Origin of the sequence: Methylobacterium sp. WL1, from assembly GCF_008000895.1 — a bacterium.
Lineage (GTDB): Bacteria > Pseudomonadota > Alphaproteobacteria > Rhizobiales > Beijerinckiaceae > Methylobacterium.
Map to the genome: position 1 here is coordinate 2,006,196 of NZ_CP042823.1, position 21,593 is coordinate 2,027,788.

Consider the following 21,593-nt stretch of genomic DNA (forward strand, 5'->3'; position numbering starts at 1 on the left):
ACACGGGGGAGGAGAGCGCGCCTCGCCCTGCGCTGCCGCCTCACCTGTCCCGTCATCAAGAGCAGGACCCAACCCGATGGCCAACACCACGCAGACAGGCCGCGCCGCGGTGATCGGCCTCGGCTCCATGGGCTCCGGCATGGCAGGCTCGCTCCTGCGCGCCGGCTTCTCCGTGTCCGCCTGCGACGTGAACCCGGAGGCCGTCGCCCGCTTCCGGGATGCGGGCGGCACTGCCGCGGCCGATCCGGCCGAGGCGGCACGGGGCGCCGACGTGGTGGTGAGCGTGGTCGTCAACGCCGCCCAGACCGAGGCGGTGCTGTTCGGCGAGGCCGGCGCCGCCGCGGCGATGCCCGAAGGCGCCGTGTTCGTGTCCTCGGCGACCATGGATCCGGCCGTCGCCCGGGCACTGGCGGCGCGGCTGGAGGCCACCGGCCGCCATTATCTCGACGCTCCGATGAGCGGCGGCGCCGCCCGCGCGGCGGATGGCGGCCTGACCTTCCTGGCCTCGGGCTCGGCGGCGGCCTTCGCCAAGGCCCGCCCCGCCCTCAATGCCATGGCGGGCACGCTCTACGAACTCGGCGACGCGGCCGGCCAGGGTGCGGCCTTCAAGATGATCAACCAGCTGCTGGCCGGGGTCCACATCGCGGCCGCCTGCGAGGCGATGAGCTTCGCCGCCAAGCAGGGCCTCGACCTGGCCCGCGTCTACGAGGTGATCACCAAGTCGGCCGGCAATTCCTGGATGTTCGAGAACCGGGTGCCCCACATCCTGGACGCCGACTACGCGCCGAAGAGCGCGGTCGACATCTTCGTCAAGGACCTCGGCATCGTGCAGGACATGGCCCGGGCCGAGAAATACCCGGTCCCGGTGGCCGCGGCGGCGCTCCAGATGTTCCTGATGGCATCCGGCGCCGGCATGGGCCGGGACGACGACGCGTCCGTGGCGCGGCTCTACGCGCAGGTCTCGGGCGCCAAGTTGCCGGGGCAGAAGTAACCGGATCGAGCGCAGGGAGTCCGAAAAAAATGCCGCGCTTTGCCGCCAATCTCAGCCTGATGTTCAACGAGGTGCCGTTCCTCGACCGCTTCGAGGCGGCGGCCCGTGCCGGGTTCGACGCCGTCGAGTTCCTGTTTCCCTACGAACACCCGCCCGCGGCCATCGCCGAGCGGCTTCGGGCGAACGGCCTGACCCAGGCGCTGTTCAACCTGCCGCCGGGCGATTTCGCCAAGGGCGAGCGCGGCGTGGCGGCGTTTCCCGAGCGCTTCGATGAACTGAGGGCCGGCGTCGACACGGCGCTCCGCTACGCCGAGGCGACCGGCGTCGCCCGGCTGCACCTGATGGCGGGCTTGGCCGACCCGAACGATCCGCGCGCCGCGGAGGCCTATCGCCGGGCGGTGGCCTGGACGGCGGAGCGCCTGGGCGCGGCCGGCCTCGACCTCGTGCTCGAGCCGATCAACGGCCGCAACATGCCGGGCTACTTCCTGAACGATTTCGGCCGGGCCGCGGACCTGATCCGCGCGCTGGCTCTGCCGAACCTCAAGCTGCAGTTCGACCTCTACCATTGCCAGATCCTGCACGGGGACGTGACCATGCGGCTGCGCGCGCTGATGCCGATCGTCGGCCATGTCCAGACCGCGAGCGTGCCCGAGCGTCACGAACCCGGCACCGGCGAGATGAACGACGCGTTCCTGTTCGACGAGCTGGACCGGCTCGGCTACGCCGGCTTCGTCGGCTGCGAGTACATCCCGGCCGCCGACACCGTGGCCGGCCTCGGCTGGCTCGCCGCCTACAAAGGGAGTGCCCGATGAGCCTTGCACTGGGATGCGTCGCCGACGACTACACGGGCGCCTCGGACCTCGCCAACACCCTCACCAAGGCGGGCCTGCGCACGATCCAGACCATCGGCGTGCCGACGGATGACCGTGCCCTGCCGGAGGCCGACGCGGTGGTGGTGGCGCTCAAGAGCCGCTCGATCCCGGCCGGCGAGGCCGTGGCGCGCTCCCGCGAAGCGGACGGCTGGCTGCGTGCCCGGGGCGCCGCCCACGTCATGTTCAAGGTCTGCTCGACCTTCGATTCGACGGAGGCCGGCAACATCGGTCCGGTCATGGATGCCCTGCGGACGGATGCCGGGGAGCCGATCGCCCTGGTCACCCCGGCTTTCCCGGAGACGGGGCGGAGCGTCTACCAGGGCAACCTGTTCGTCGGCTCCGTGCCCCTGAACGAGAGCCCGCTGAAGGATCATCCGCTCAACCCCATGCGCGATGCCAACCTTGTGCGCGTGCTGGCACGACAAAGCGCGGGCCCGGTTGGCCTCGTCGACACCGCCACGGTGGCCCGCGGCGCCGAGGCCGTGGCGGCCCGGCTCGACGCCTTGGCGGCGGAGGGCAAGCAGGCGGCCATCGCGGACGCGATCTTCGACAACGACCTCGAAACGCTCGGCCGGGCGATCCTCGCGAAACGGTTCTCGGTGGGCGCCTCGGGGCTCGGGTTGGGGCTCGCCCGCGCCCTCGTGGCCGACAGGCGCGGCACCCGGACGCGGCCGGCGGTGCCCTCGGCGAACCGGTGGGCGGGGCCGCGGCGTGCCTCGCCGGCAGCTGCTCCCAGGCGACCCTCCAGCAGATCGCTGCCGCGGAGGCGCTGATGCCGGTGCTGCGCCTCGACACGGCGGCCCTGCTCGGCGGAGCCGATGCGGTGGCGCGCGTGGTCGGCGAGGCCCTGGCCTTCGCTGAAGAACGCCTGGCCGCCGGCCCGGTGCTGATCGCCTCCTCGGCGACCCCCGAGGCGGTGCGTGCCCTCCAGGCCGAGCACGGGATCGACGCGACCGGCCACGCCATCGAGGCGGCGCTGGCCGCCATCGCCGAGGGGCTGGTCGCCCGCGGCGTGCGCCGGCTCGTGGTGGCGGGGGGCGAGACTTCGGGCGCCGTGGTCGACCGGCTCGGTCTCCGGGCGTTCCTGGTCGGCCCCGAGATCGCCGCGGGCGTGCCGATCCTGCGTACCGCCGGCCGGCCGGAGCCGATGCTGCTCGCCCTGAAATCCGGCAATTTCGGCGGGCCCGACTTCTTCGGGCGCGCCCTGGACATGATGGCCTGACGCGGCAAACCACCAAGCATCATCCCGAGAGCGGTGGCGCCGGCTTTCGAACAACGATGATGCGTCACTAAAAAATTTAGGGCTTTGCCCTGGAGCAGGAGGTTACCCATGCACGCCCTGATTCTCGGTGCCGCCGGCATGATCGGCCGCCGCCTTGTCGATGCCTTGGTCGCGGACGGCACGGTAGGCGGCGCGCCGCTCACCGCCCTTACCCTGCTCGACGTGGTGCCGCCCACGGCGCCCGCGGGCTTCTCCGGGCCGGTGAAGGCCGAGGCCGCGGACCTCACCGCCCCGGGCGCCGCCGAATCCGCCCTCGCCGAGCGTCCGGAGGTGATCTTCCACCTCGCCGCGGTGGTCTCGGGCGAGGCCGAGGCGAACCTGGAGCTCGGCTACCGGGTCAACCTGGACGGGACGCGGCTGCTGCTCGACGCGATCCGCCGGGCCAACGCCGCTGACGGCTACCGGCCGAAGCTGGTCTTCACCTCGTCGCTCGCGGTGTTCGGGCCGCCCTTCCCGAAGGTGATCCCGGACGATTACATCTTGCGTCCGGCCTCCTCGTACGGGGTCCAGAAGGCCATGGGCGAGCTGATGCTCGCCGACTACGCCCGGCGCGGCTTCCTGGACGGGATCGGGTTGCGGCTGCCGACCATCTGCGTGCGCCCGGGCAAGCCCAACAAGGCGGCCTCGGGCTTCTTCTCCGGGATCATCCGCGAGCCGCTGGCCGGCCAGGAGGCGGTGCTGCCGGTCCCCGAGACGGTGCGGCACTGGTTCGCCAGCCCCGCCGCCGCGGTCGGCTTCCTGGTCCATGCGGCGGGGCTCGACCGCGCGGCGATCGGCTCGCGGATCAGCCTGACCATGCCGGGCGTCTCCGCGACCGTGGCCGAGGAGATCGAGGCCCTGCGGCGGGTGGCCGGCGACAAGGCCGTGGCGCTGATCCGGCGCGAGCCGGACGCGACCATCGCCCGGATCGTCTCCTCCTGGCCTGAGGCGTTCGAGCCGGAGGCGGCCCTGGCGCTCGGCTTCCGGGCGGACGCCTCCTTCGACGCGATCGTGGCGCAGCACGTGGCGGAGTTCCACGCCGGCTGAGGCCTCATCGGGCCAGGGCGGAGTGGATATCCTGCTGCCGAAAGTCGTCGCCGACGAACAGCGGCGGCACGCCGTGGACCTGCGCGCAGGCATCGGCGAAGCCGTCGCCGAGGTTCGGCCGGGCGGGGTGGCGGCCACTGCCGAAGCGGGCATGGGCGGTCAGGGCCTCGCGGCTTTCTGGCGCGCCGATCGGGACGATTTGGATACCGCGCGCAATAAGAAAGCGCAGGATCTGCGATATTGAGGCTGCCAGATCCTGGGCGAGCTTCCGCGTGAGGGCTGTGGCCGTCTCGAACACCGCCAAAGCTGATGTGATCGGCATCTCGGACCCGTCGAGGCAGCGAACCAGGTCGCCGGCCCCCGGCTCGTCCGACAGGATCGCGACCATCGCGGACGCATCGACGAACATCACCCGTTGTTCAGGCTGTCGTGGAACGCCTTGTCGGCGTCCAGGCCCGTGCGCGGGATCGCTGCAAGCTCGTCGAGCAACGGCTTCAGCCGCTCGGCGAGCGGCACCTGCGGCTCCTGGCGCGCCAACTCGTTCGTCCGCGCGATCCGCACCGCTTCGGTCTTGCTCGCGCCGGCGCGCGAGGCCAGTGTCTCGGCGAGCCGGTTCACCGCTTCGCTGCGGATGTTGAGCGGCATGACCGTCCCCGTGTAGAGATCCGAAAGGCTGGTGTGTCGCCACGGGTGCCGCAAGCCGCGCACAAGTCCCGAAACCAAGGATCCCGATGACCCGCCTCGACGAGGCCCGCGCCGCGCTGAAGAAGACCTTCGGGTACGAGGATTTCCGGCCCGGGCAGGACGAGGTGATCGGCGCGGTGCTGGACGGCGACGACGTGTTCGCCGTGATGCCCACGGGCTCGGGCAAGTCGATGACCTACCAGCTTCCGGCGCTGATCGATGCCGGGTTGACCGTCGTCGTCTCGCCCCTGATCGCCCTGATGCACGACCAGGTGCAGCAGATGCGCAGCGTCGGCGTCGAGGCCGCCACCCTCAATTCGTCCGTGTCGGAGGTCGAGTCGCGCGAGACCTGGCGCAGCCTCCGCTCCGGGGAGCTGCGCCTGTTGTTCGTCTCCCCCGAGCGGCTGCTGATGGAGGGCTGCATCGAGGCCCTGCGCGGGGTCGGGGTCCGGCGGCTCGCGGTGGACGAGGCCCATTGCGTCTCGCAATGGGGGCACGATTTCCGCCCGGAATATCGGGAGATCGCCCGGGCCCGGCAGGCGCTGGGCAACATCCAGACCCTGGCGCTGACCGCCACCGCCGATGCCGCCACCCGAGCCGAGATCGCCGAGCGGCTGTTCCCGCAGGGGCGCGGCCCGAAAATCTTCGTCCACTCCTTCGACCGGCCGAACATCCGGCTGACGTTCCAGCCCAAGGACAACCCGGCCCGCCAGATCGAGCGCTTCCTCAAGCACCGCAGGGCGGAGAGCGGGATCATCTACTGCTCCTCGCGCAAGCGCGTCGAGCAGCTCGCCGAGACCCTCAAGAAGGACGGGTTCGACGCCCTGCCCTACCATGCCGGGCTCGACCAGGGCACGCGGATGCGCAACCAGGACCGGTTCCTCCAGGAGGACGGGGTGGTGATGACCGCCACGATCGCCTTCGGCATGGGCATCAACAAGCCCGACGTGCGCTTCGTCTGCCACGCCGACATGCCCAACAACGTCGAGGGCTACTACCAGGAGATCGGCCGCGCCGGCCGCGACGGGCTGCCGGCCGACACGCTGACCCTCTACGGCCTCGACGACATGGCGTTGCGCCGCCGCCAGATCGACGAGAAGGAGATCTCCGACGAGCGCCGCCGGGTCGAGCGGCGCAAGCTCGAGGCCATGATCGGGCTGTGCGAGGGCGCCTCCTGCCGGCGCCAGTCGCTGCTCGGCTATTTCGGCGAGGCCAGCGAGCCCTGCGGCCGCTGCGACCTTTGCCGCGGCGGCGTCACCCTGGTGGACGGGACCGTGGCGGCACAGAAGATCCTGTCGGCGATCGTGCGCACCGGCCAGCGCTTCGGCGCGGCCTATATCTGCGACGTGGTCCACGGCAAGGAAAGCGAGCAGGTCCGCCGCAACGGCCATACCGGCCTCAAGACCTTCGGAGTCGGGTCGGACAAGCCGGTGGCCGCCTGGCGGGCGATCCTGCGCCAGCTCTTCGCGGCCGGGGCGATCGCCGAGAATGCCGATGGCTACGGCGGCCTGTCCATGACCGAGAAGGGCGAGGCGATCCTGTTCGGCCGGGAGCCGGTCAAGCTGCGCCCCGATCCGGAGCCGAAATCCGAATCCCGCGATCGCCGCCGGGCCGCGCCGCGCGAGGAGGGCGAGATCGCGCTCTCCGAGGTCGACGAGGCGCTGTTCCAGCACCTGCGCGGCCTGCGCGCCACCCTGGCGCGGGCCGAGGGCATCGCCGCCTTCATGGTGTTCCCGGATCGGACCCTGATCGAGATGGCCCGGCAGAAGCCCGTCGACCTGTGGGCGCTGCGGGCGGTCCACGGCGTCGGCGAGCGCAAGCGCGAGGCCTACGGCGAGCGGTTCGTGGCGGCGATCGGCGAGTTCCTGGCCCAGCCGCCGGCGGCGTGAGCCTGCCGCCTCGGCGACCGGTCCGGCGCGGGCCCGACGCAGTTTCACTCTCGGCGCGCCCGGCCGCTTCATGTAGGCAAGCCGCCAACTCGAATCGATCGGACCCATCATTTCGACGCTTACGCCCGCCGCCGACGCACCGGCCCAGCACCCCTCCGGGAAGCCGGACGGCGCCGCATCGCGGACGCTGACCTCCCGCATCGTGTTCTACATGCCGGGCTTCGACCCGCGCGATCCGGAGACCTATTGGGGCCTGTTCCGTCGCGAGGCGCGGTTCACCGCCGCGCGCCGGGGGGCCGCGATCACGGTCGGCGATCCGGTCCGCTCGGCGGACGGGCTCGAACTTGCCTGGACGGCGGAATCGCGCGGCGTTTCCACCCGCTACGTCCTGCTGCGCTGGGAGGACATCGTCCGCGCCCGGTTCCCGCAATCCGACTGGACGCGGCTCCGGGGCGTGCCGGCGCTGCTCTGGCGCCTGTGGCGGTCGGGCTACATGGCGAACCTGCGCCGGGAGGGCTGGCGCTTCTCGACGGTGATCTTCTGCGTCCACTACATCTACATCGCGCTGGCGCTCCTCAGCCTCGCCGCGGCCGCCGGGCTCGCCGGCCTGGCCCCGGAGGCGGTCCAGCCCTGGAGCCTGCTGGCAGTGCCGCCGCTCGCCTACGCGATCCTGGCCGGGCTGATCCGGGCGACCCGCGGCAAGCCGCTCTACGTGCCCCACCTCGTCGACGACACGGCCTTCACGCATGCCTACGCGGCGGGCGAGGCGCCCGAGATGGGGCCTCGGCTCGACGCCTTCGCGGCCCGCATCCACGCCGCCGAGGGCGAGGCCGACGAGGTGGTGGTGGTCGGCCATTCCTCGTCGAGCTTCCTCGGCATCGAGGCACTGGACCGGGTGCTCGCCCGCGATCCCGGATTCGGCGGGCGCGGCACGCCGGTCTCGTTCGTGAGCATCGGCAGCGTCATCCCCTGGCTCGGCCTCGATCCGGCCGCCCAGGGCTTCCGCGACAGCCTCCTGCGGTTCGGGCGGGCCGCGCAGATCCGCTGGCTCGACGTGCGCGCCACCTGGGACTGGCTGTCGATCCACAAGAACAACCCGATCGCCGCCTGCGGCCTGACCCCGCCCGATCCCGGCCGGCCCGCCGTCCTCTGGGTGGCGATCCACGAGCTGATCACCAGCGCCGATGTCGGCCGGCGGCAGTGGAACCTGTTCCAGATGCACTTCCAGCTGCTCATGGCGAGCCAGCGCGACAGCGGCTTCGACTATCTCGACGTGGTCACCGGGCCGGAGCCGGTGCACGCGCTCGTGTCCCGCTGCCAGGAGGATGGACCGCCCCCGGAGCGCGTCGGCGAAGCCGGGATCTGACCCCCGCCCCGCGCCCACGGATGTTGCCAGCGCGGGCGCTTCCGCTTTAGAGCCGGGTCAGCTTGAGATCTCAGCCCGGTTCGGGTTCGCCGCGGTACGCGTCCTCCGGGACGGGCCGCTCTCTGCCGAGACCTTCGCATGTTCCGCAACGACGTTCCGATCACCCCCGAGCTCGTGGCCCAGCACGGCCTCACGCCGGAGGAGTACGAGCGCTTCCGCGGCCTGATCGGGCGCGATCCGACGCTGACCGAACTCGGCATCGTCTCGGCGATGTGGAACGAGCACTGCTCGTACAAATCGTCGCGCAAGCACCTGCGGGGCCTGCCGACCTCGGGTCCGCACGTGATCCAGGGTCCGGGCGAGAATGCCGGCGTCATCGACATCGGCGACGGGCTCGCCTGCGTCTTCAAGATGGAGAGCCACAACCACCCGAGCTACATCGAGCCCTACCAGGGCGCGGCGACCGGCGTCGGCGGCATCCTGCGGGACGTGTTCACCATGGGCGCGCGGCCGATCGCGGCGCTCAACGCCCTGCGGTTCGGCTCCCCCGACCATCCGCGCACCCGCGCCCTCGTCTCCGGCGTGGTGGCGGGCGTGGGCGGGTACGGCAATTCCTTCGGGGTGCCGACGGTGGGCGGGCTCACCGGCTTCCATGGGCGCTACGACGGCAACATCCTGGTCAACGCCATGGCGGTGGGGCTCGCCCGCACCGATGCGATCTTCTACGCCGCCGCCACCGGAGTCGGGAACCCGATCGTCTATCTCGGCTCCAAGACCGGCCGCGACGGCATCCACGGCGCCACCATGGCGTCCGCGGAGTTCGACGAGGCCACGGAATCGAAGCGTCCGACCGTGCAGGTCGGCGACCCCTTCGCCGAGAAACTGCTGCTCGAGGCCTGCCTCGAGCTGATGGCCTCGGGCGCGGTCATCGCCATCCAGGACATGGGCGCGGCGGGGCTGACCTGCTCGGCGGTCGAGATGGGCGCCAAGGGCGATCTCGGCGTCGAGCTCGACATCGAGAAGGTGCCGGCCCGCGAGGCCGGCATGACCCCCTACGAGATGATGCTGTCCGAGAGCCAGGAGCGCATGCTCATGGTGCTCAAGCCCGGCATGGAGGCCGAGGCGGAAGGCATCTTCGTGAAGTGGGGCCTCGACTTCGCGGTGATCGGCCGGACCACCGACACGCTGCGCTTCGTGGTCAAGTGGCACGGCGAGACCGTCGCCGACCTGCCGATCAAGGAGCTGGGCGACGAGGCGCCGCTCTACGACCGGCCGCACCTGGCCAACACCCATCAGCCGGTGATCGCCGCATCCACGGTGCCGGCGCCGGCCTCGCTCACCGAGGCGCTCAAGCGCCTGGTCGGCTCGCCCGACCTCGCCTCGAAGCGCTGGGTCTACGAGCAGTACGACCACTTCATCCTCGGCAACACCGTGCAGAAGCCCGGCGGCGACGCCGCGATCGTGCGGGTCGAGGACGGCCCGAAGGGCCTGGCGCTGACCTGCGACGTCACCCCGCGCTACTGCGAGGCCGACCCGGTCGAGGGCGGCCGGCAGGCCGTGGCCGAGGCCTGGCGCAACATCACCGCGGTGGGGGCCAAGCCGCTCGCCATCACCGACAACCTGAACTTCGGCAACCCGGAGAAGCCCGAGGTGATGGGCCAGCTGGTCGGCTGCCTCCAGGGCATCGGCGAGGCCTGCCGGGCCCTCGACTTCCCGGTCGTGTCCGGCAACGTCTCCCTCTACAACGAGACCAACGGCGTCGGCATCCTGCCGACCCCGACCATCGGCGGCGTCGGCGTGCTCGACGACGTGGAGCGGCACGCCACCATCGCGCTCAAGCGCGAGGGCGACGTGCTGGTCCTGGTCGGCGCCGGCGAGGGCTGGCTCGGCCAGTCGTCCTACCTCGCGGTGATCGAGGGCCGGGAAGAAGGCGCGCCGCCCCCGGTTGACCTCTCGCTCGAGCGCCGCAACGGCGACTTCGTGCGCGGGCTGATCGTGTCCGGCACGGTCGACACCGTCCACGACCTGTCCGACGGCGGACTCGCGGTGGCGCTCGCCGAGATGGCGATGGCCGGCGGCATCGGCGCGGCGCTGCCGGAGGTGCCGGTGGACCTGGCCCCCCACGCCTACCTGTTCGGCGAGGACCAGGCCCGCTACCTGCTGGCGGTCGATCCGGAGGTCGCCACCGACCTCCTCTACAGCGCCTCGGCCCAGGGCATCGACGCGGCCGTCGTCGGGGTGACCGGCTCCGACCGTTTGACCCTGCCGGGTGGCGAGACCATATCGCTGTCCGAGCTGATCGCGGCCCATGAAGGCTGGCTACCCACCTACATGGCGAGCCAGCCGGCCGCGCCTGCCGCCTGACCCCTCAACGCCCTGGGAGTTTTTCGATGCCGATGGATGCGGGCGAGATCGAGCGCATGATCCGCGAGGCCCTGCCCGACGCGCAGGTCGAGATCCGCGACCTCGCGGGCGATGGCGACCATTACGCGGCCACCGTCCTGTCCGCGGCCTTCAAGGGCAAGACCCGGGTGGCCCAGCACCAGATGGTCTACGGCGCCCTCCAGGGCCGGATGGGCGGCGTGCTGCACGCCCTTGCGCTGACCACGGGCGTCCCGCAGGATTGACGCCTCACGCGGGATTCGCGGCCATGGACAACGGACCGAGCCTCTACGACGACGACATCGTGACCTGGGCTGAGGAGCAGGTCACGGCCTTGCGCGCCCTCGCCATGCGCGGCGACCTGTCGAATGTCGTCGATTGGGCGAACGTGATCGAGGAGATCGAGAGCGTGGGACGGGCCGATCTTGAGCGGGTCGAGAGTGCTATCCTCCAGCTGTTGATCCACGTCCTCAAATATGCGTCGGCGCCTGGTGCCCAATCTACGAAATCCTGGCGCAAGGAGGTCCTTGTTTTTCAGGCATCCGCGCGTCGGAATTATCGGCGGTCGATGCGGCAGCGCATCGACTGGGACGCACTTTGGTCGTCAGCCAGAAAGATTGCTGATTCCTCGCTCGGGATGTTCGGCGACGCACTGCTCGGCGGGTTGCCGGACCGCATGCCGTTCACGCCCGAAGCGATAACGGCGCCCGGCTTCGACATGGACGAAGCGCTGGAGCGTCTCGCCACGGTGTTGAATTCCGACCCTGGTCACACCTAAATCACGCTATCGCACGAGGACTGACCTAATGACCGACGCCAACGCAACCATCCAGAACGAGATCGCCTCCCAGGACGTGGTGGTGTTCATGAAGGGCACCCCGCAGATGCCGCAATGCGGCTTCTCGGGCCAGGTGGTGCAGATCCTCAATTACCTCGAAGTGCCGTTCAAGGGCGTGAACGTGCTGGCCGACCAGGGCATCCGCGAGGGCATCAAGGCCTTCTCGAACTGGCCGACCATCCCGCAGATCTACGTGAAGGGCGAGTTCGTCGGCGGTTGCGACATCACCCGCGAGATGTTCCAGTCGGGCGAGCTGCAGACCTTCCTGGCCGAGAAGGGCATCCCGGTGAAGTCCGCCGCCGCCTGATTCTGTCGGGACTTTGCACACTGGATGAGGGCGCCTGCGGGCGCCCTTTTTCAGGCCCGTCATTGCGAGTCCGGCGAAGCAACCCGGGACGGCGCGAGGTCGGTGGACGTGGCGCCGCGGGATCGCTTCGCTGCGCCCGCAAAGACCGTGGCCGGATCAGCGCGGCCCCCGCGCGACGAACAGGGCAACGCAGCCGACGACCGTGATCTCCACGAACCGGAAGCGCTGATCGAGGGCTGCGCGCAGGGCTGGCAGGGTGTCGTCGACGTTCGAGAACACGCCCTTGCGGTTGTAGATCCGCATGAGGGTCCGCGCCGCAGCCGTGACCGGGACGCCGCCAGAGAGGATCGTGGCGCCGAACACCACACCGTCGTCGCGCAGGCACGGGCGCACCGTGTCGAAGGCTTTCGCTTTCTCGGCGATGTCCCCCGGCAGGCAATGCAGCAGGTAGGTCAGGCCGATCGAGTCGAACGGCGCGAGGCCGCCGGCCGGAGCGCCGAGCACGTCGACGCGATAGGTCTCGGGCCGATAACGCGCGATCCGGTGGGCCGCGAAGGCGAGGCTGTCGGCGTTGAGATCCATCAACCCGACCCGAGGCGTCGGAGACGGGAAACGGCAACGGTCGAGGTACCAGCCGGTCCCGACGCCGACATCGAGATGGGCGGTGCCCACGTGCCGGTGGTAGAGGGCGAGGATCCGCGCGGTCGGGCAGCGCCAGACCAGCGGGTTCGACAGGCGCAGCACGACGAGGTCGTACAGCCGTAACGTCCGGTTGTTGTAGATCGCCTGCCCGGCTCGGGTATCGCTCGCCATGGCTCTCCGTCAGGCCCCATGTGGGCGGCGCGCATTCGCATTCGCCGGCGCAATCGCCTATATCAGACCCTTTCCAATCGAATGGATCGTTTGAACGCTATGGCGACGCCGTCGCTCGACAGCGCCCGCGCGGCCGATGCCGCGATCGAGAAGGCGCCCGATTTCCAGCCCATGCCGCTCCCCGGCCGGCGCCCCTCTCTGGTCGGGCTGACCCGCGACGCGCTCAAGGCGCAGCTCGTGGCGATGGGCGTGCCCGAGCGCGAGAGCCGGATGCGGGCCGGCCAGCTCTGGCACTGGGTCAACTTCCGGGGCGCCCACGACTTTGCCCAGATGACCAATGTCGGCAAGGCCCTGAAGGCCGAGCTGGCGCAGCATTTCACCCTGGAGCGTCCCGAGGTCGCCAGCCGCCAGGTCTCCCGCGACGGCACCCGCAAGTGGCTGCTGCGCATGGCTCCGACCAACCCGCAGGAGCACAACCGCGGCGCCGAGATCGAGTGCGTCTACATTCCGGGTCCGGACCGGGGCACGCTCTGCGTCTCCTCGCAGGTCGGCTGCACCCTCACCTGCTCGTTCTGCCACACCGGCACGCAGCGCCTCGTGCGCAACCTCTCGGCCGCTGAGATCGTGCAGCAGCTGGTGACCGCCCGGGACGAGCTCGGCGACTGGCCCGGCCAGATGCCGAGCCGCGACGCCTCCGGGGGCGGCGACGCGGGACGCCTGGTGACCAACATCGTGTTCATGGGCATGGGCGAGCCCCTGTACAACCTCGATGCGGTGATCGACGCCGTGGGGGTGATGTCCGACCAGGAGGGGCTCGCCCTGTCGCGGCGGCGCATCACGGTCTCCACCTCCGGGGTCGTGCCGCAGATCCCCCGGCTGGGCGAGGCGGCCAATTCCATGCTGGCGATCTCGCTCCACGCGGTGCGCGACGATCTCCGCAACGAGCTGGTGCCGCTCAACCGCAAATACCCGATCGCCCAGCTGCTCGAAGCCTGCCGGACCTATCCGGGCGTGAGCAACGCGCGCCGTATCACCTTCGAGTACGTGATGCTGAAGGGCGTGAACGATTCGGACGCGGATGCGCGCGAGCTGGTCCGCCTGCTCAAGGGCATCCCGGCCAAGATCAACCTGATCCCGTTCAATCCCTGGCCCGGCAGCCGCTACGAGTGCTCGGACTGGGACCGGATCGAGCGCTTCTCCGAGATCGTGTTCAACGCCGGCTACGCCTCGCCGGTGCGCACCCCCCGGGGCCGGGACATCCTGGCCGCCTGCGGCCAGCTCAAGAGCGAGACCGAGAAGCTGCGCGCCCGGGCCCGGCTGATGCAGGAAGAGGGCATCGGCGTGGAGAGTTTTTACGCCGGCGCCGACGACTGACCCGGTCAGGGTTTCGAAAGGTCTGAGACCTTTCGTGGGGCAGAGAGAAGCCTCGCTACTGCCGGGCTTCGCCCGCTGTCGGGCTTCCCCGTGACGTTCCGCCAAAGGGCATGGCCCTTTGCGATCCTGGCGATCACGCCGCGATCCGGTGCCCATCGGCCCGGCGCAAGGGGGGCTCCTCGGCGCCGACCCATTCGGTGCGGTGCCGCGGCAGGGCCTCGGGGTGCTCCGCCTGGAGCCAGGTGATCATCCCCTCCCGGATCACGCAGCGCAGGTCCCAGGCCTGGGGCGCGTTGCGGGCGCTCACCAGCATCCGGATCTCGATGGCGGTTTCCCGGGCGTCCGAGACCTGGAGGTTGACCACCTTGCCGTCCCACAGGGGTGTGGCGGCGGCGATCTCCGACAGCTTCTCGCGCATCCGGGCCACCGGGGCGCGATGGTCGACATACAGGAACACGCTGCCGATCAGCGAGGCGCCGTCCCGGGTCCAGTTCTGGAACGGCTTCTGGATGAAGTAGGTCAGCGGCAGCACCAGGCGCCGCCAGTCCCACAGGCGCACCACCACGTAGGTCGCGGTGATCTCCTCGACCCAGCCCCACTCGTTCTCGACGATGATCGCGTCCTCGATCCGGATCGGCTGGGTAATGGCGATCTGGATGCCGGCAACGAGGTTCGACAGGACCGGCTGCATGGCCAGCCCCAGGATCAGGCCGGCGGCTCCCGCCGAGGCCAGCAGGCTTACCCCGTACTGGCGCACCGGCTCGAAGGTCATGAGCGCCACCGAGACGGTGATCAGGCCGACCAGGGTGACGGCGGCGCGCTCCAGGATGCGCATCTGGGTGAAGTGCTTGCGCGCCAGCAGGTTGTCCTCGGCGTCGAGCTTGAAGCGGCGCAGGTAGATCACCGTGGCGATGTGGAGCGCGGTGGCGCAGCACCAGCCGGTGAGCGTCACGAAGGCGACGAGCAGGAGCTGGTTGAGGGCGATCCGCACCTCCCAGGACAGGCGCACCGTGGTCGAGGCGAGGCTGATCGCCACGACGATCAGGCCCAGGCGGGTCGGTCCGCGGGTGCGTGAGACCAGGGAGCGCCAGAACAGGCTCTTGCTCGCCACCGCCCGCTTCATCGCCCGGTACGCGACCCCGTGCAGCGGCATCACCACGGCACAGCAGGTGACGATCAGGATCAGGCTCTCGGCCCACCACGGCAGATAGGCCAGCACGGAGGCGGCGCGGCCGGTCAGGGCATCAAGGTCCGGCATCGGGCATGACCTCCACGGGTTCCGAACGGGACCTGGAGGAATGGGCGGCACCCGTCGGGGTTCCGCAACGCACCATGCCAGCGCTGCAACGCAGCGGCATGGTCAGAACGCGGCGGGACGGTTGCGTTTCGGCGCCCGGCCGGGCAGCCGCGCGTGCTTGTCGGCGACTCGCCCCGATCGGCGGACCGATCCCGGACCGCCCTAGCGCGCCGCGCCGATCTCCACGCTGCCGGTGGCCGTCCGGCCGAACCGCGCCGGCCGGTACATGTCCTCCACCGAAGCGCCCGGGTGCACGTAGGTCCCGGGCGAGACCGCCCGGACCGTGTAGGCCACGGTGAAGAACGCCGACTGGCTCGGGTCGCGGTCGTAGGCGGCCACGAAGCGGTCGTCGCGGAACTCGGTGTGGACCGGCTGCACCTCCGATTTGGCGAAGGCGAGGCCCTGGAGGGCGTCGGCGTCGAGCAGCTTCGGGTTGTCGATCTCCAGCCCCGCCGGCAGCGGATCGACCAGCAGGATCCGCCCGGCCTGAGCCTTGTCCTCGGTCACCTTGAGCACCACCACGAGCCGGTCGTTCTGGCGCAGACCGTGGGCCGGATCGATCACGCAGCCGTCGAGCCGGTGGATGCTGCGCTCGATCCTGTAGCCCTGGGCGGCGGCGGGCTCGGGCACCAGCGGACTGCCGTTCACGCCCAGCACCACCTGCACCGGCGCCCGGCCGGTGTTGACCAGCGCGACGCTGCGCCCATCCAGGGAAGGCCCCCGGTAGATCCGGGCGAGCGGCCCGGCCTGCGCCGCGCCGTCGAGGCTGAACGACAGGGCGTCGGCCTCCTTGGACAGGCTCTCGGCCGCGAGCACCAGCCAGGCATTCTCCTGCGTGCTGGTGGTCCGCGTGTCCTGGGATTCCTCGCCGATCACCGCGGCCACCGGGGCCAGCGCGACCTGGGTCAGCCCGCTCTCGGCCGCCAGCGCGATCAGGCCGGCTCCATCGCGCAGGCGGGAGCCGTAATCGGCCCGGTACACGCCCGTATCCCGCTGGGATCGCAGCGTGGCCAGCGCCGCGTCCATCGCCTTGGCGGCGCGACCCCGGTCGCCCAGGAGCGCCAGGGAGGCGGCGAGCTGCGCCCGGCCGAGCCCGGTCGCGAAGGCGTCGAGCTTGGTGTCGACGAGGTAGCGCAGGTCGCCCATCACCGGCCGGCCGTTGCGGGCCAGCACGTAGGCGGCGTAGGCGAGGTCGGCGCCCCCGTCGCGCACCTCCGTGGCGTTGGCGACGGTGTTGCGCAGGCGGTCCAGCGCCTGGGTGAAGGCCGGCTGCGGTACCGCGAAGCCGCGCTCCCGGGCGCGGGTGAGGAAGTCGGTGACGTAGGCATCGAGCCAGACGTCGCCCGATCCTTGCGCCGACCACAGGCCGAAATCGCCGCTCGCATCCTGGCGGGCGAGCAGCCGCTCGATCGATTCGCGTACGCGGTCGTCGACGTTCACGTCGAGGGCCAGCTTGTCGAGCCCAGCCAGCCGGTTGACGTAGAGCAGCGGCATCGCCCGGCTGACGATCTGCTCGGAACAGCCGTAAGGATAGCGGTCGAGGGCCTGGAGCAGCGCCGGAACGTCGAGGCCCGGCAGCGCCGAGGCCGAGAGCGAGACGCTGCCGGTTCCGGGCAGCAAATCGGCCAGCAGGTCGGCGCTCACCGTCAGGCCGGCCCCGGGCGCCAGGCTGCGCACCGACCGGCGCAGCAGCGCCCCGGTCCCCGGCAGCACGCCGAGCGCGAAGCTCTGGCCGAGAGTGCCGTCGAGGCCGGGCCCCGACAGGGCGAGGTCGAGCCGTGCCGTGCCCGGCCCCGCGGCGGTGATCGGGACCGCGACCTGGCCCCTGCCCCCGGCCTCCAGCCGGATCGTCTGGCGCAGGGCCCCGGCGCCGATCAGGATCGGGCCGGACGGGGCGATGTCGACCGTGTAGTCGCCCGCCGCGCCTTCGACGTTGTCGAGCGCCATGAACAGGCGCGAGCGGTCGCCGGTGTCGAGGAAGCGCGGCAGCGTGGCGGCGAGCACCACGGGGTCGCGGATGATCACGTCCGCCTGCGCCTGTCCGACCCGGTCGCCGCTCCAGGCGGTGACCATCACGCGGCCGGTGCCGATGAAGGCCGGCAGCGGAAAGGTGACGCTGGCCGCCCCGTCCGGCCCCACCGTCACGACGCCCGAGAACAGCGCGAGCGGCGCCTGGGTCGGCGGCGCGTCGGCGAGCTCGCCGCCCCCCGCGTCGCCCCCGGATCGGATCGCCCCGGCCGAGCCCTGCATGCCGTCGATCAGGTAGCCGTAGAGGTCGCGGAACTCCGGACCCAGCGCCTTCTGGCCGAGGAAGTACTGGGTCGGATTCGGCGCCTCGTAGCGGGTCAGGTTGAGGATGCCGACATCGACCAGCGCCACGGTGATCCGTGCCGGCTCGCCGGACTTCAGCCCGGTGAGCTGCACCGGGATCGTCAGGTCCTGGCGCGGACGGGTGCGCTCCGGGGCCTTCACGGCGACGCCGAGGCTGCGCCGCTCGCGGTCCACCGAGAACCAAGCGAGCCCGAGCGCCCGCCCCGGCAGCCGCTTGGCCGCCTGGTCGAGGGGCCGGTAGGCTGTGGCGACCAGGTAGGCGCCCGCGCCCCACTCGGCCTTGACCGGAAGGCTGACGGTGGTGCCGCCCGCCGGGACGCTGACCTCGACGGTCTCGTGCACCCGGTCGCCCACCACCATGAGGCTGGCCTGCCCCTTGAACGTCGGGCTGATCTTGGCCCGCAGCGTGTCGCCCGCCGCATAGGCGGCCTTGTCGAGGGTGAGGTCGAGCAGGTCCGGCGCCTCGGCGGTCTCCGAGCCGCCCCAGCCGACCGTGAAGCCGAGGCTCGCGGTGGCGTCCGGGGCGCCCGCGGCCGAGACCTCGAGCCGGTAGCGCCCGAGGCCGACCGGCGCCTCGATCAGGCCCGACCCGCCGGCCCCGAGGTCGAGGCCGCCCTCGGCGACGCGGCGGCTTGTCTTGACCGGCTCGAACGACCAGCGGCCGCCGGCGCGGTACCATTGGTAGCTCTGGTCGATCTGCGAGAGCGTCCAGGTCACGCCCGGCCGGGCCAGCAGCGTACCGTCCGGGGCCGCGAAGACCACCGTGAAGGTCGCGCGTCCGCCGTCCTTCAGGTCCGAGAAACCCTTCCGGATCGCCAGCACCGGGGCGGCCGGAAGGATCGGTAGGGTGAGGCTGCGCGACAGCGCCCGCCCGCCGGGCTCGCCGACCGCGAGGGTGATCTTCGCCTCCAGGGGCCGCGGCGCCGCGAGGTCCGGGATTGGCACCAGGATCGTGGCCAGGCCCCGCGCGTCCGTGGTCGCCCCGCCGGAGATCTCCTGGGTGACCGGCTCCACCGCCTCGTCGTCGAGGCCGACGGCGTAGCCCTCCAGGCCCTTGATGCCGGAGCCGGAGGCGGCCTGCTGCACGACGACGCTGCCCGAGACGTCGAGCCCGGCGCCCGGGGCGCCGTAGAGGTAGCGTGCCGCGACGGCGACCTGCGCGGCCTCGCCCCGGCGCAGGCCGGCCTGCGCCGGCTTGAGGGTCACCTCCAGACGCTCGGGGACGTAATCCTCCAGGAGGAAGCTGGTCTCGCCCAGGGCCGGCGCCTTCGGGTCGCTGTAGGCGGCGATCCGCCAGGTGCCCCGCATGGCGCCCGACAGCAGCGGCAGCGGTAGCGCCCGGCCGCCGAGCCCCTGGTCCGGCACCGAAACCCGGCGATACTCGACCCCGTCCGGGCGCTTCACCACCACGGTCAGCGGCAGGTTCGGCACCGCCGCGCCCCGTGGGTCGCGCAGCAGGGCGGTGATCTGCACGGTCTCGCCCGAGCGGTAGACCCCCCGCTCGGTGAACAGGTAGGCGTCGAGGCCGCCGCTCTCGGGCCGGCCCTTCACGCCCCGGTCGGTCAGGTCGAAGGCGCCGAGGTTGAGGTCGAGGAAGCCGTAATCGTCCCCGGCCTGGGCGACCACGAGGCTCGGCGCGGTGCCACCCTCCCCGCGGGCGAGGCCCGGACCGAACACGGCCCGGCCCTGGGCGTCGGTCCTGGCGGTGCCCAGCACCTCGTTGTTGCGGGCGACCAGCCGGATCTCGGCCCCCGGCAGGACCTGCGCGGAGGCGAGCGAGCGCAGGACCACGTTGACCCCGTCCCGCCCCTTGGTGGCGGTGAGGCCGAGATCCGAGACCACGAACCACTGGGTCGCCTGCGTCTCGTATCCGTCCTCGTCCCCGGCGACCGTGCCGGAGGGCCGGGCCACCATCACGTAGATCCCGGGTTCCAGCTTGCCCACGGCCTGCAGGACCGGGAAGGCGGTCACCGCCTCCTGGTTCAGCTCGGCCTTGGCGGTGTCGAGCGTGCCCTTCCAGACGCGCTGGCCCTTCTCGGCCGCCAGCGTCGCGGCATTCGTGCCGCTGAGCTGGCCCAGGAAATCCTCGGAGCGCAGGGTTGGCAGCAGGCCGCGGTCGCCGATGCGCAGGACCTCGACGTCGAGCTTGGCGGCATTCACCGAGACCAGGGGCACGCCCGCCTGCCCGGTGCGGGGCAGGACGTAGTTGCGCCCGGTGAACCGGACCTGCGGGGCGCGGTCGCGGACGTAGATCTCGTAATCGGCGGACTTGAGCAGGCTCTCGCCCACCGCGGACGGCAGCCCCTGGCGCAGGACCACTGCGTAGCGGCCGCCGTGCTTCAGCCCGTCGACGCAGACCTGCGCGTTCTCGGCGGTCACGGCGGCGCTGCTGCTGCCCGAGACCGCCACGTAGGGGGCGTAGTCGGTCTTGGGGACCACCGGCTCCGAGAGGGTGAAGCACAAGCGCGGCGCGGCCGCATCCGAATCGACCTTGTAGTCGAGGATGCGGAAGCCGTGCTCGGCCCGCAGGGCCTCGTAGGTCCGGTGCGTCGCGGGCAGGTCGTCGAGGGCCAGGCTGGCCGCGTAGGCGTTCAGGGCCGGCCGCCAGTTGGATTGCCCGGCCTCCAGGGCGCCGAGCTGCGCCAGGGGAGGGCCGCCGCGTCGGCGGGCGAGCCGGCGCGCTCGTAGGCCCGGTAGGCCGCTGCGGCGGCCCGGTCCCGCAGGCGGGCCCGGCCCTGGTAATCGTTCTCCTCCAGGGCATCGGCCGCTGCCGCGGCGGCGCGGGAGAACGCCTGCCAGCTCCGGATGTCGGCCGGGTCGGCCGCGACCGCGGCGGTGAGCGGGACCAGCGCCTCGTCCGGCTTGCCGGCGGCGAGCAGCGCCAGTCCCGCGGCCCGGGACTGGCCGGCCGGCCTGAGCGGTCCGCCGGCCTCGGCCTTCAGCGCCGCCTCGAGCCGCACGGCGGCGCTGGCGAGATCGGCCCGGACGAAGGTCCTTTCGAAGGCTGCAGCCTGACGGGGCGCGGTGCGCGAGGCCGGCGCCGTCTGGGCGAGGGCAGGCCCGCAGGCGAGACCTGCCAGAAGCGCCAGAGCACCCGCCAGCCGGATCCGCCACGCCATACGCCTGCCCTCGTCGGCCCCGGATCCAGGACGATTCGTCCCGGGATCGGCCGGCCGGGAACCTAGCACCGATCGATCCCGCCGCAACGCTTCGGATGCGTGTTGAGAGCCGCTCCGCGGCCCCTTTCCGCGGAGCTATGGCCGCGACAGGATCGAGGCGCGATGGGCTTTTGCAGGCTGCAACGCACCCTCGCGCCCGTATGGGCGGGCGGATGCACAGAGTGCCCTCCGGACGGTCCTCGGCCGCAAGAGAGGTCTGCGCGAGGCAGGCCCGCACTCTTCCGCCCCCCTTAGCGGGCTACGGGTTGCACAGGTTGGACAATTCACCTCCTGAGGATCAATGCCCCATACCTGTTGACCCGCGCCGTCATTCCGGGGCGCCGCAGGCGAGCCCGGACCCGAAGGGGCCGCGGGGGCGGCAACCCAGAAACGCTGTCCGTGCAGGAGCTCGACACAGCGATGGTTCTGGATCCCGGGCTCCGCTGCGCGGTCCCGGGACGACCGCCCGTGGCGGCATCGATCCAGCCACCGCTTGAAGAACGAGACGGAGCTTTCCGCGCGCTGAAACTTCCACGCGCTGAAACGATGAACATTCCAGCTGCGATGTGCGAACGACCGAGCCTGCACGGGACAGGCAACCCGCGCGTGTCCCGGGTCACCGGTGGTCGATCGTCCCGCCCCTACCGCGAGCGCGGCGCGCGATCCCAAAAATTCAGAACGCCTTGAGCACCTGCTCGGTGTGCTCGACCGAGACCGGGCCGGCGAAGCAGTGCGAGACCAGGGCGCGGTAATCCTGCCAGGGCTGCGAGCCGGTGAAGTCCTTGGTGTGGGCCTCCAGCGTGTCCCAGTGGATCATCAGCCGGTAGCGCTGCGGATGCTCGATCGAGCGGCGGACCTCGAAGGCGCGGCAGCCCTTGGCGGCATTGAAGATCGCCGAGGCCTCGGTGATGCCGGCCTCGAACGCCGCCTCCATGCCGGGCTTGATCTCGATCTGTGCAATTTCGAGGATCATGGCGTCGAAT

General features: G+C 71.4%; 15 protein-coding genes and 2 pseudogenes. 11 read left to right on the forward strand and 6 right to left on the reverse strand.

Features of this window, described 5'->3' with window-relative positions; all coding sequences use genetic code 11:
• Positions 1-76: 76 nt before the first annotated feature.
• The 4 genes and pseudogenes from ltnD (at position 77) to denD (ending at position 4,171) form a co-directional block, all read left to right on the forward strand.
• Positions 77-991: an L-threonate dehydrogenase gene (gene ltnD, locus FVA80_RS09930; RefSeq protein ID WP_147908627.1), complete on the forward strand. Its 915-nt coding sequence runs from the start codon at positions 77-79 to the stop codon at positions 989-991.
• A gap of 29 nt (positions 992-1,020) precedes the next feature.
• Positions 1,021-1,803, forward strand: a complete 783-nt coding sequence (gene otnI, locus FVA80_RS09935; RefSeq protein WP_147908626.1) for a 2-oxo-tetronate isomerase — start codon at positions 1,021-1,023, stop codon at positions 1,801-1,803.
• Positions 1,800-3,085, forward strand: a pseudogene (gene otnK / locus FVA80_RS09940) (3-oxo-tetronate kinase). The gene otnI and the pseudogene otnK overlap by 4 nt, the downstream one beginning before the upstream one ends.
• A 108-nt stretch (positions 3,086-3,193) precedes the next feature.
• Entirely contained in the window at positions 3,194-4,171 is a 978-nt protein-coding gene (gene denD, locus FVA80_RS09945; RefSeq protein ID WP_147908624.1) for a D-erythronate dehydrogenase, read from the forward strand.
• A gap of 4 nt (positions 4,172-4,175) precedes the next feature.
• Here the strand turns inward: denD and FVA80_RS09950 are convergent, their stop codons facing one another.
• Together FVA80_RS09950 and FVA80_RS09955 are read right to left on the reverse strand one after the other, a co-directional pair.
• Complete coding sequence (locus FVA80_RS09950; protein ID WP_246692344.1) at positions 4,176-4,559, reverse strand: type II toxin-antitoxin system VapC family toxin; 384 nt, start codon at positions 4,557-4,559, stop codon at positions 4,176-4,178.
• Between the two features lie 20 nt (positions 4,560-4,579).
• The gene (locus FVA80_RS09955; protein WP_147908623.1) at positions 4,580-4,816 is read right to left on the reverse strand and encodes a type II toxin-antitoxin system VapB family antitoxin; all 237 of its coding nucleotides are present in this window, start codon (positions 4,814-4,816) and stop codon (positions 4,580-4,582) included.
• A gap of 86 nt (positions 4,817-4,902) precedes the next feature.
• On the opposite strand from FVA80_RS09955, the gene recQ reads away from it, so the two are divergent.
• From recQ to grxD, 6 genes are all read left to right on the forward strand, one after another.
• A complete protein-coding gene (recQ, locus tag FVA80_RS09960; protein WP_147908622.1) occupies positions 4,903-6,744 on the forward strand; it encodes a DNA helicase RecQ in 1,842 nt (613 codons plus the stop codon).
• A 211-nt stretch (positions 6,745-6,955) separates the two neighbouring features.
• The gene (locus FVA80_RS09965; RefSeq protein ID WP_147908634.1) at positions 6,956-8,110 is read left to right on the forward strand and encodes a hydrolase; all 1,155 of its coding nucleotides are present in this window, start codon (positions 6,956-6,958) and stop codon (positions 8,108-8,110) included.
• A gap of 138 nt (positions 8,111-8,248) precedes the next feature.
• A complete protein-coding gene (purL, locus tag FVA80_RS09970; RefSeq protein WP_147908621.1) occupies positions 8,249-10,474 on the forward strand; it encodes a phosphoribosylformylglycinamidine synthase subunit PurL in 2,226 nt (741 codons plus the stop codon).
• A gap of 26 nt (positions 10,475-10,500) precedes the next feature.
• A complete protein-coding gene (locus tag FVA80_RS09975) occupies positions 10,501-10,737 on the forward strand; it encodes a BolA family transcriptional regulator (protein ID WP_007568343.1) in 237 nt (78 codons plus the stop codon).
• 23 nt (positions 10,738-10,760) lie between these two features.
• Entirely contained in the window at positions 10,761-11,270 is a 510-nt protein-coding gene (locus FVA80_RS09980; protein ID WP_147908620.1) for a DUF29 domain-containing protein, read from the forward strand.
• A 28-nt stretch (positions 11,271-11,298) separates the two neighbouring features.
• Positions 11,299-11,637: a Grx4 family monothiol glutaredoxin gene (grxD, locus tag FVA80_RS09985; RefSeq protein ID WP_147855269.1), complete on the forward strand. Its 339-nt coding sequence runs from the start codon at positions 11,299-11,301 to the stop codon at positions 11,635-11,637.
• A gap of 156 nt (positions 11,638-11,793) precedes the next feature.
• Here grxD and FVA80_RS09990 read toward each other — a convergent pair whose 3' ends face one another.
• Positions 11,794-12,450 carry a class I SAM-dependent methyltransferase gene (locus tag FVA80_RS09990; protein ID WP_147908619.1) on the reverse strand — a complete coding sequence of 219 codons (657 nt, stop codon included), beginning with the start codon at positions 12,448-12,450 and terminating at the stop codon, positions 11,794-11,796.
• 99 nt (positions 12,451-12,549) lie between these two features.
• On the opposite strand from FVA80_RS09990, the gene rlmN reads away from it, so the two are divergent.
• Positions 12,550-13,824: a 23S rRNA (adenine(2503)-C(2))-methyltransferase RlmN gene (gene rlmN / locus FVA80_RS09995; RefSeq protein WP_147908618.1), complete on the forward strand. Its 1,275-nt coding sequence runs from the start codon at positions 12,550-12,552 to the stop codon at positions 13,822-13,824.
• A 133-nt stretch (positions 13,825-13,957) separates the two neighbouring features.
• Here rlmN and FVA80_RS10000 read toward each other — a convergent pair whose 3' ends face one another.
• The 3 genes and pseudogenes from FVA80_RS10000 to FVA80_RS10010 form a co-directional block, all read right to left on the reverse strand.
• Positions 13,958-15,082 carry a mechanosensitive ion channel family protein gene (locus tag FVA80_RS10000; RefSeq protein ID WP_147908617.1) on the reverse strand — a complete coding sequence of 375 codons (1,125 nt, stop codon included), beginning with the start codon at positions 15,080-15,082 and terminating at the stop codon, positions 13,958-13,960.
• 201 nt (positions 15,083-15,283) lie between these two features.
• Positions 15,284-20,571: pseudogene (locus tag FVA80_RS10005) on the reverse strand (alpha-2-macroglobulin).
• 712 nt (positions 20,572-21,283) lie between these two features.
• A complete protein-coding gene (locus FVA80_RS10010) occupies positions 21,284-21,583 on the reverse strand; it encodes an antibiotic biosynthesis monooxygenase family protein (protein WP_147908615.1) in 300 nt (99 codons plus the stop codon).
• Positions 21,584-21,593: the final 10 nt, after the last annotated feature.

Excerpts from the sequence above, each read along its gene's own strand:
- ltnD (WP_147908627.1), top strand. The coding sequence starts at position 77 with ATGGCCAACACCACGCAGACAGGCCGCGCCGCGGTGATCGGCCTCGGC.
- otnI (WP_147908626.1), top strand. The coding sequence starts at position 1,021 with ATGCCGCGCTTTGCCGCCAATCTCAGCCTGATGTTCAACGAGGTGCCG.
- denD (WP_147908624.1), top strand. The coding sequence starts at position 3,194 with ATGCACGCCCTGATTCTCGGTGCCGCCGGCATGATCGGCCGCCGCCTT.
- FVA80_RS09950 (WP_246692344.1), bottom strand. The coding sequence starts at position 4,559 with ATGGTCGCGATCCTGTCGGACGAGCCGGGGGCCGGCGACCTGGTTCGC.
- FVA80_RS09955 (WP_147908623.1), bottom strand. The coding sequence starts at position 4,816 with ATGCCGCTCAACATCCGCAGCGAAGCGGTGAACCGGCTCGCCGAGACA.
- recQ (WP_147908622.1), top strand. The coding sequence starts at position 4,903 with ATGACCCGCCTCGACGAGGCCCGCGCCGCGCTGAAGAAGACCTTCGGG.
- FVA80_RS09965 (WP_147908634.1), top strand. The coding sequence starts at position 6,956 with ATGCCGGGCTTCGACCCGCGCGATCCGGAGACCTATTGGGGCCTGTTC.
- purL (WP_147908621.1), top strand. The coding sequence starts at position 8,249 with ATGTTCCGCAACGACGTTCCGATCACCCCCGAGCTCGTGGCCCAGCAC.
- FVA80_RS09975 (WP_007568343.1), top strand. The coding sequence starts at position 10,501 with ATGCCGATGGATGCGGGCGAGATCGAGCGCATGATCCGCGAGGCCCTG.
- FVA80_RS09980 (WP_147908620.1), top strand. The coding sequence starts at position 10,761 with ATGGACAACGGACCGAGCCTCTACGACGACGACATCGTGACCTGGGCT.
- grxD (WP_147855269.1), top strand. The coding sequence starts at position 11,299 with ATGACCGACGCCAACGCAACCATCCAGAACGAGATCGCCTCCCAGGAC.
- FVA80_RS09990 (WP_147908619.1), bottom strand. The coding sequence starts at position 12,450 with ATGGCGAGCGATACCCGAGCCGGGCAGGCGATCTACAACAACCGGACG.
- rlmN (WP_147908618.1), top strand. The coding sequence starts at position 12,550 with ATGGCGACGCCGTCGCTCGACAGCGCCCGCGCGGCCGATGCCGCGATC.
- FVA80_RS10000 (WP_147908617.1), bottom strand. The coding sequence starts at position 15,082 with ATGCCGGACCTTGATGCCCTGACCGGCCGCGCCGCCTCCGTGCTGGCC.
- FVA80_RS10010 (WP_147908615.1), bottom strand. The coding sequence starts at position 21,583 with ATGATCCTCGAAATTGCACAGATCGAGATCAAGCCCGGCATGGAGGCG.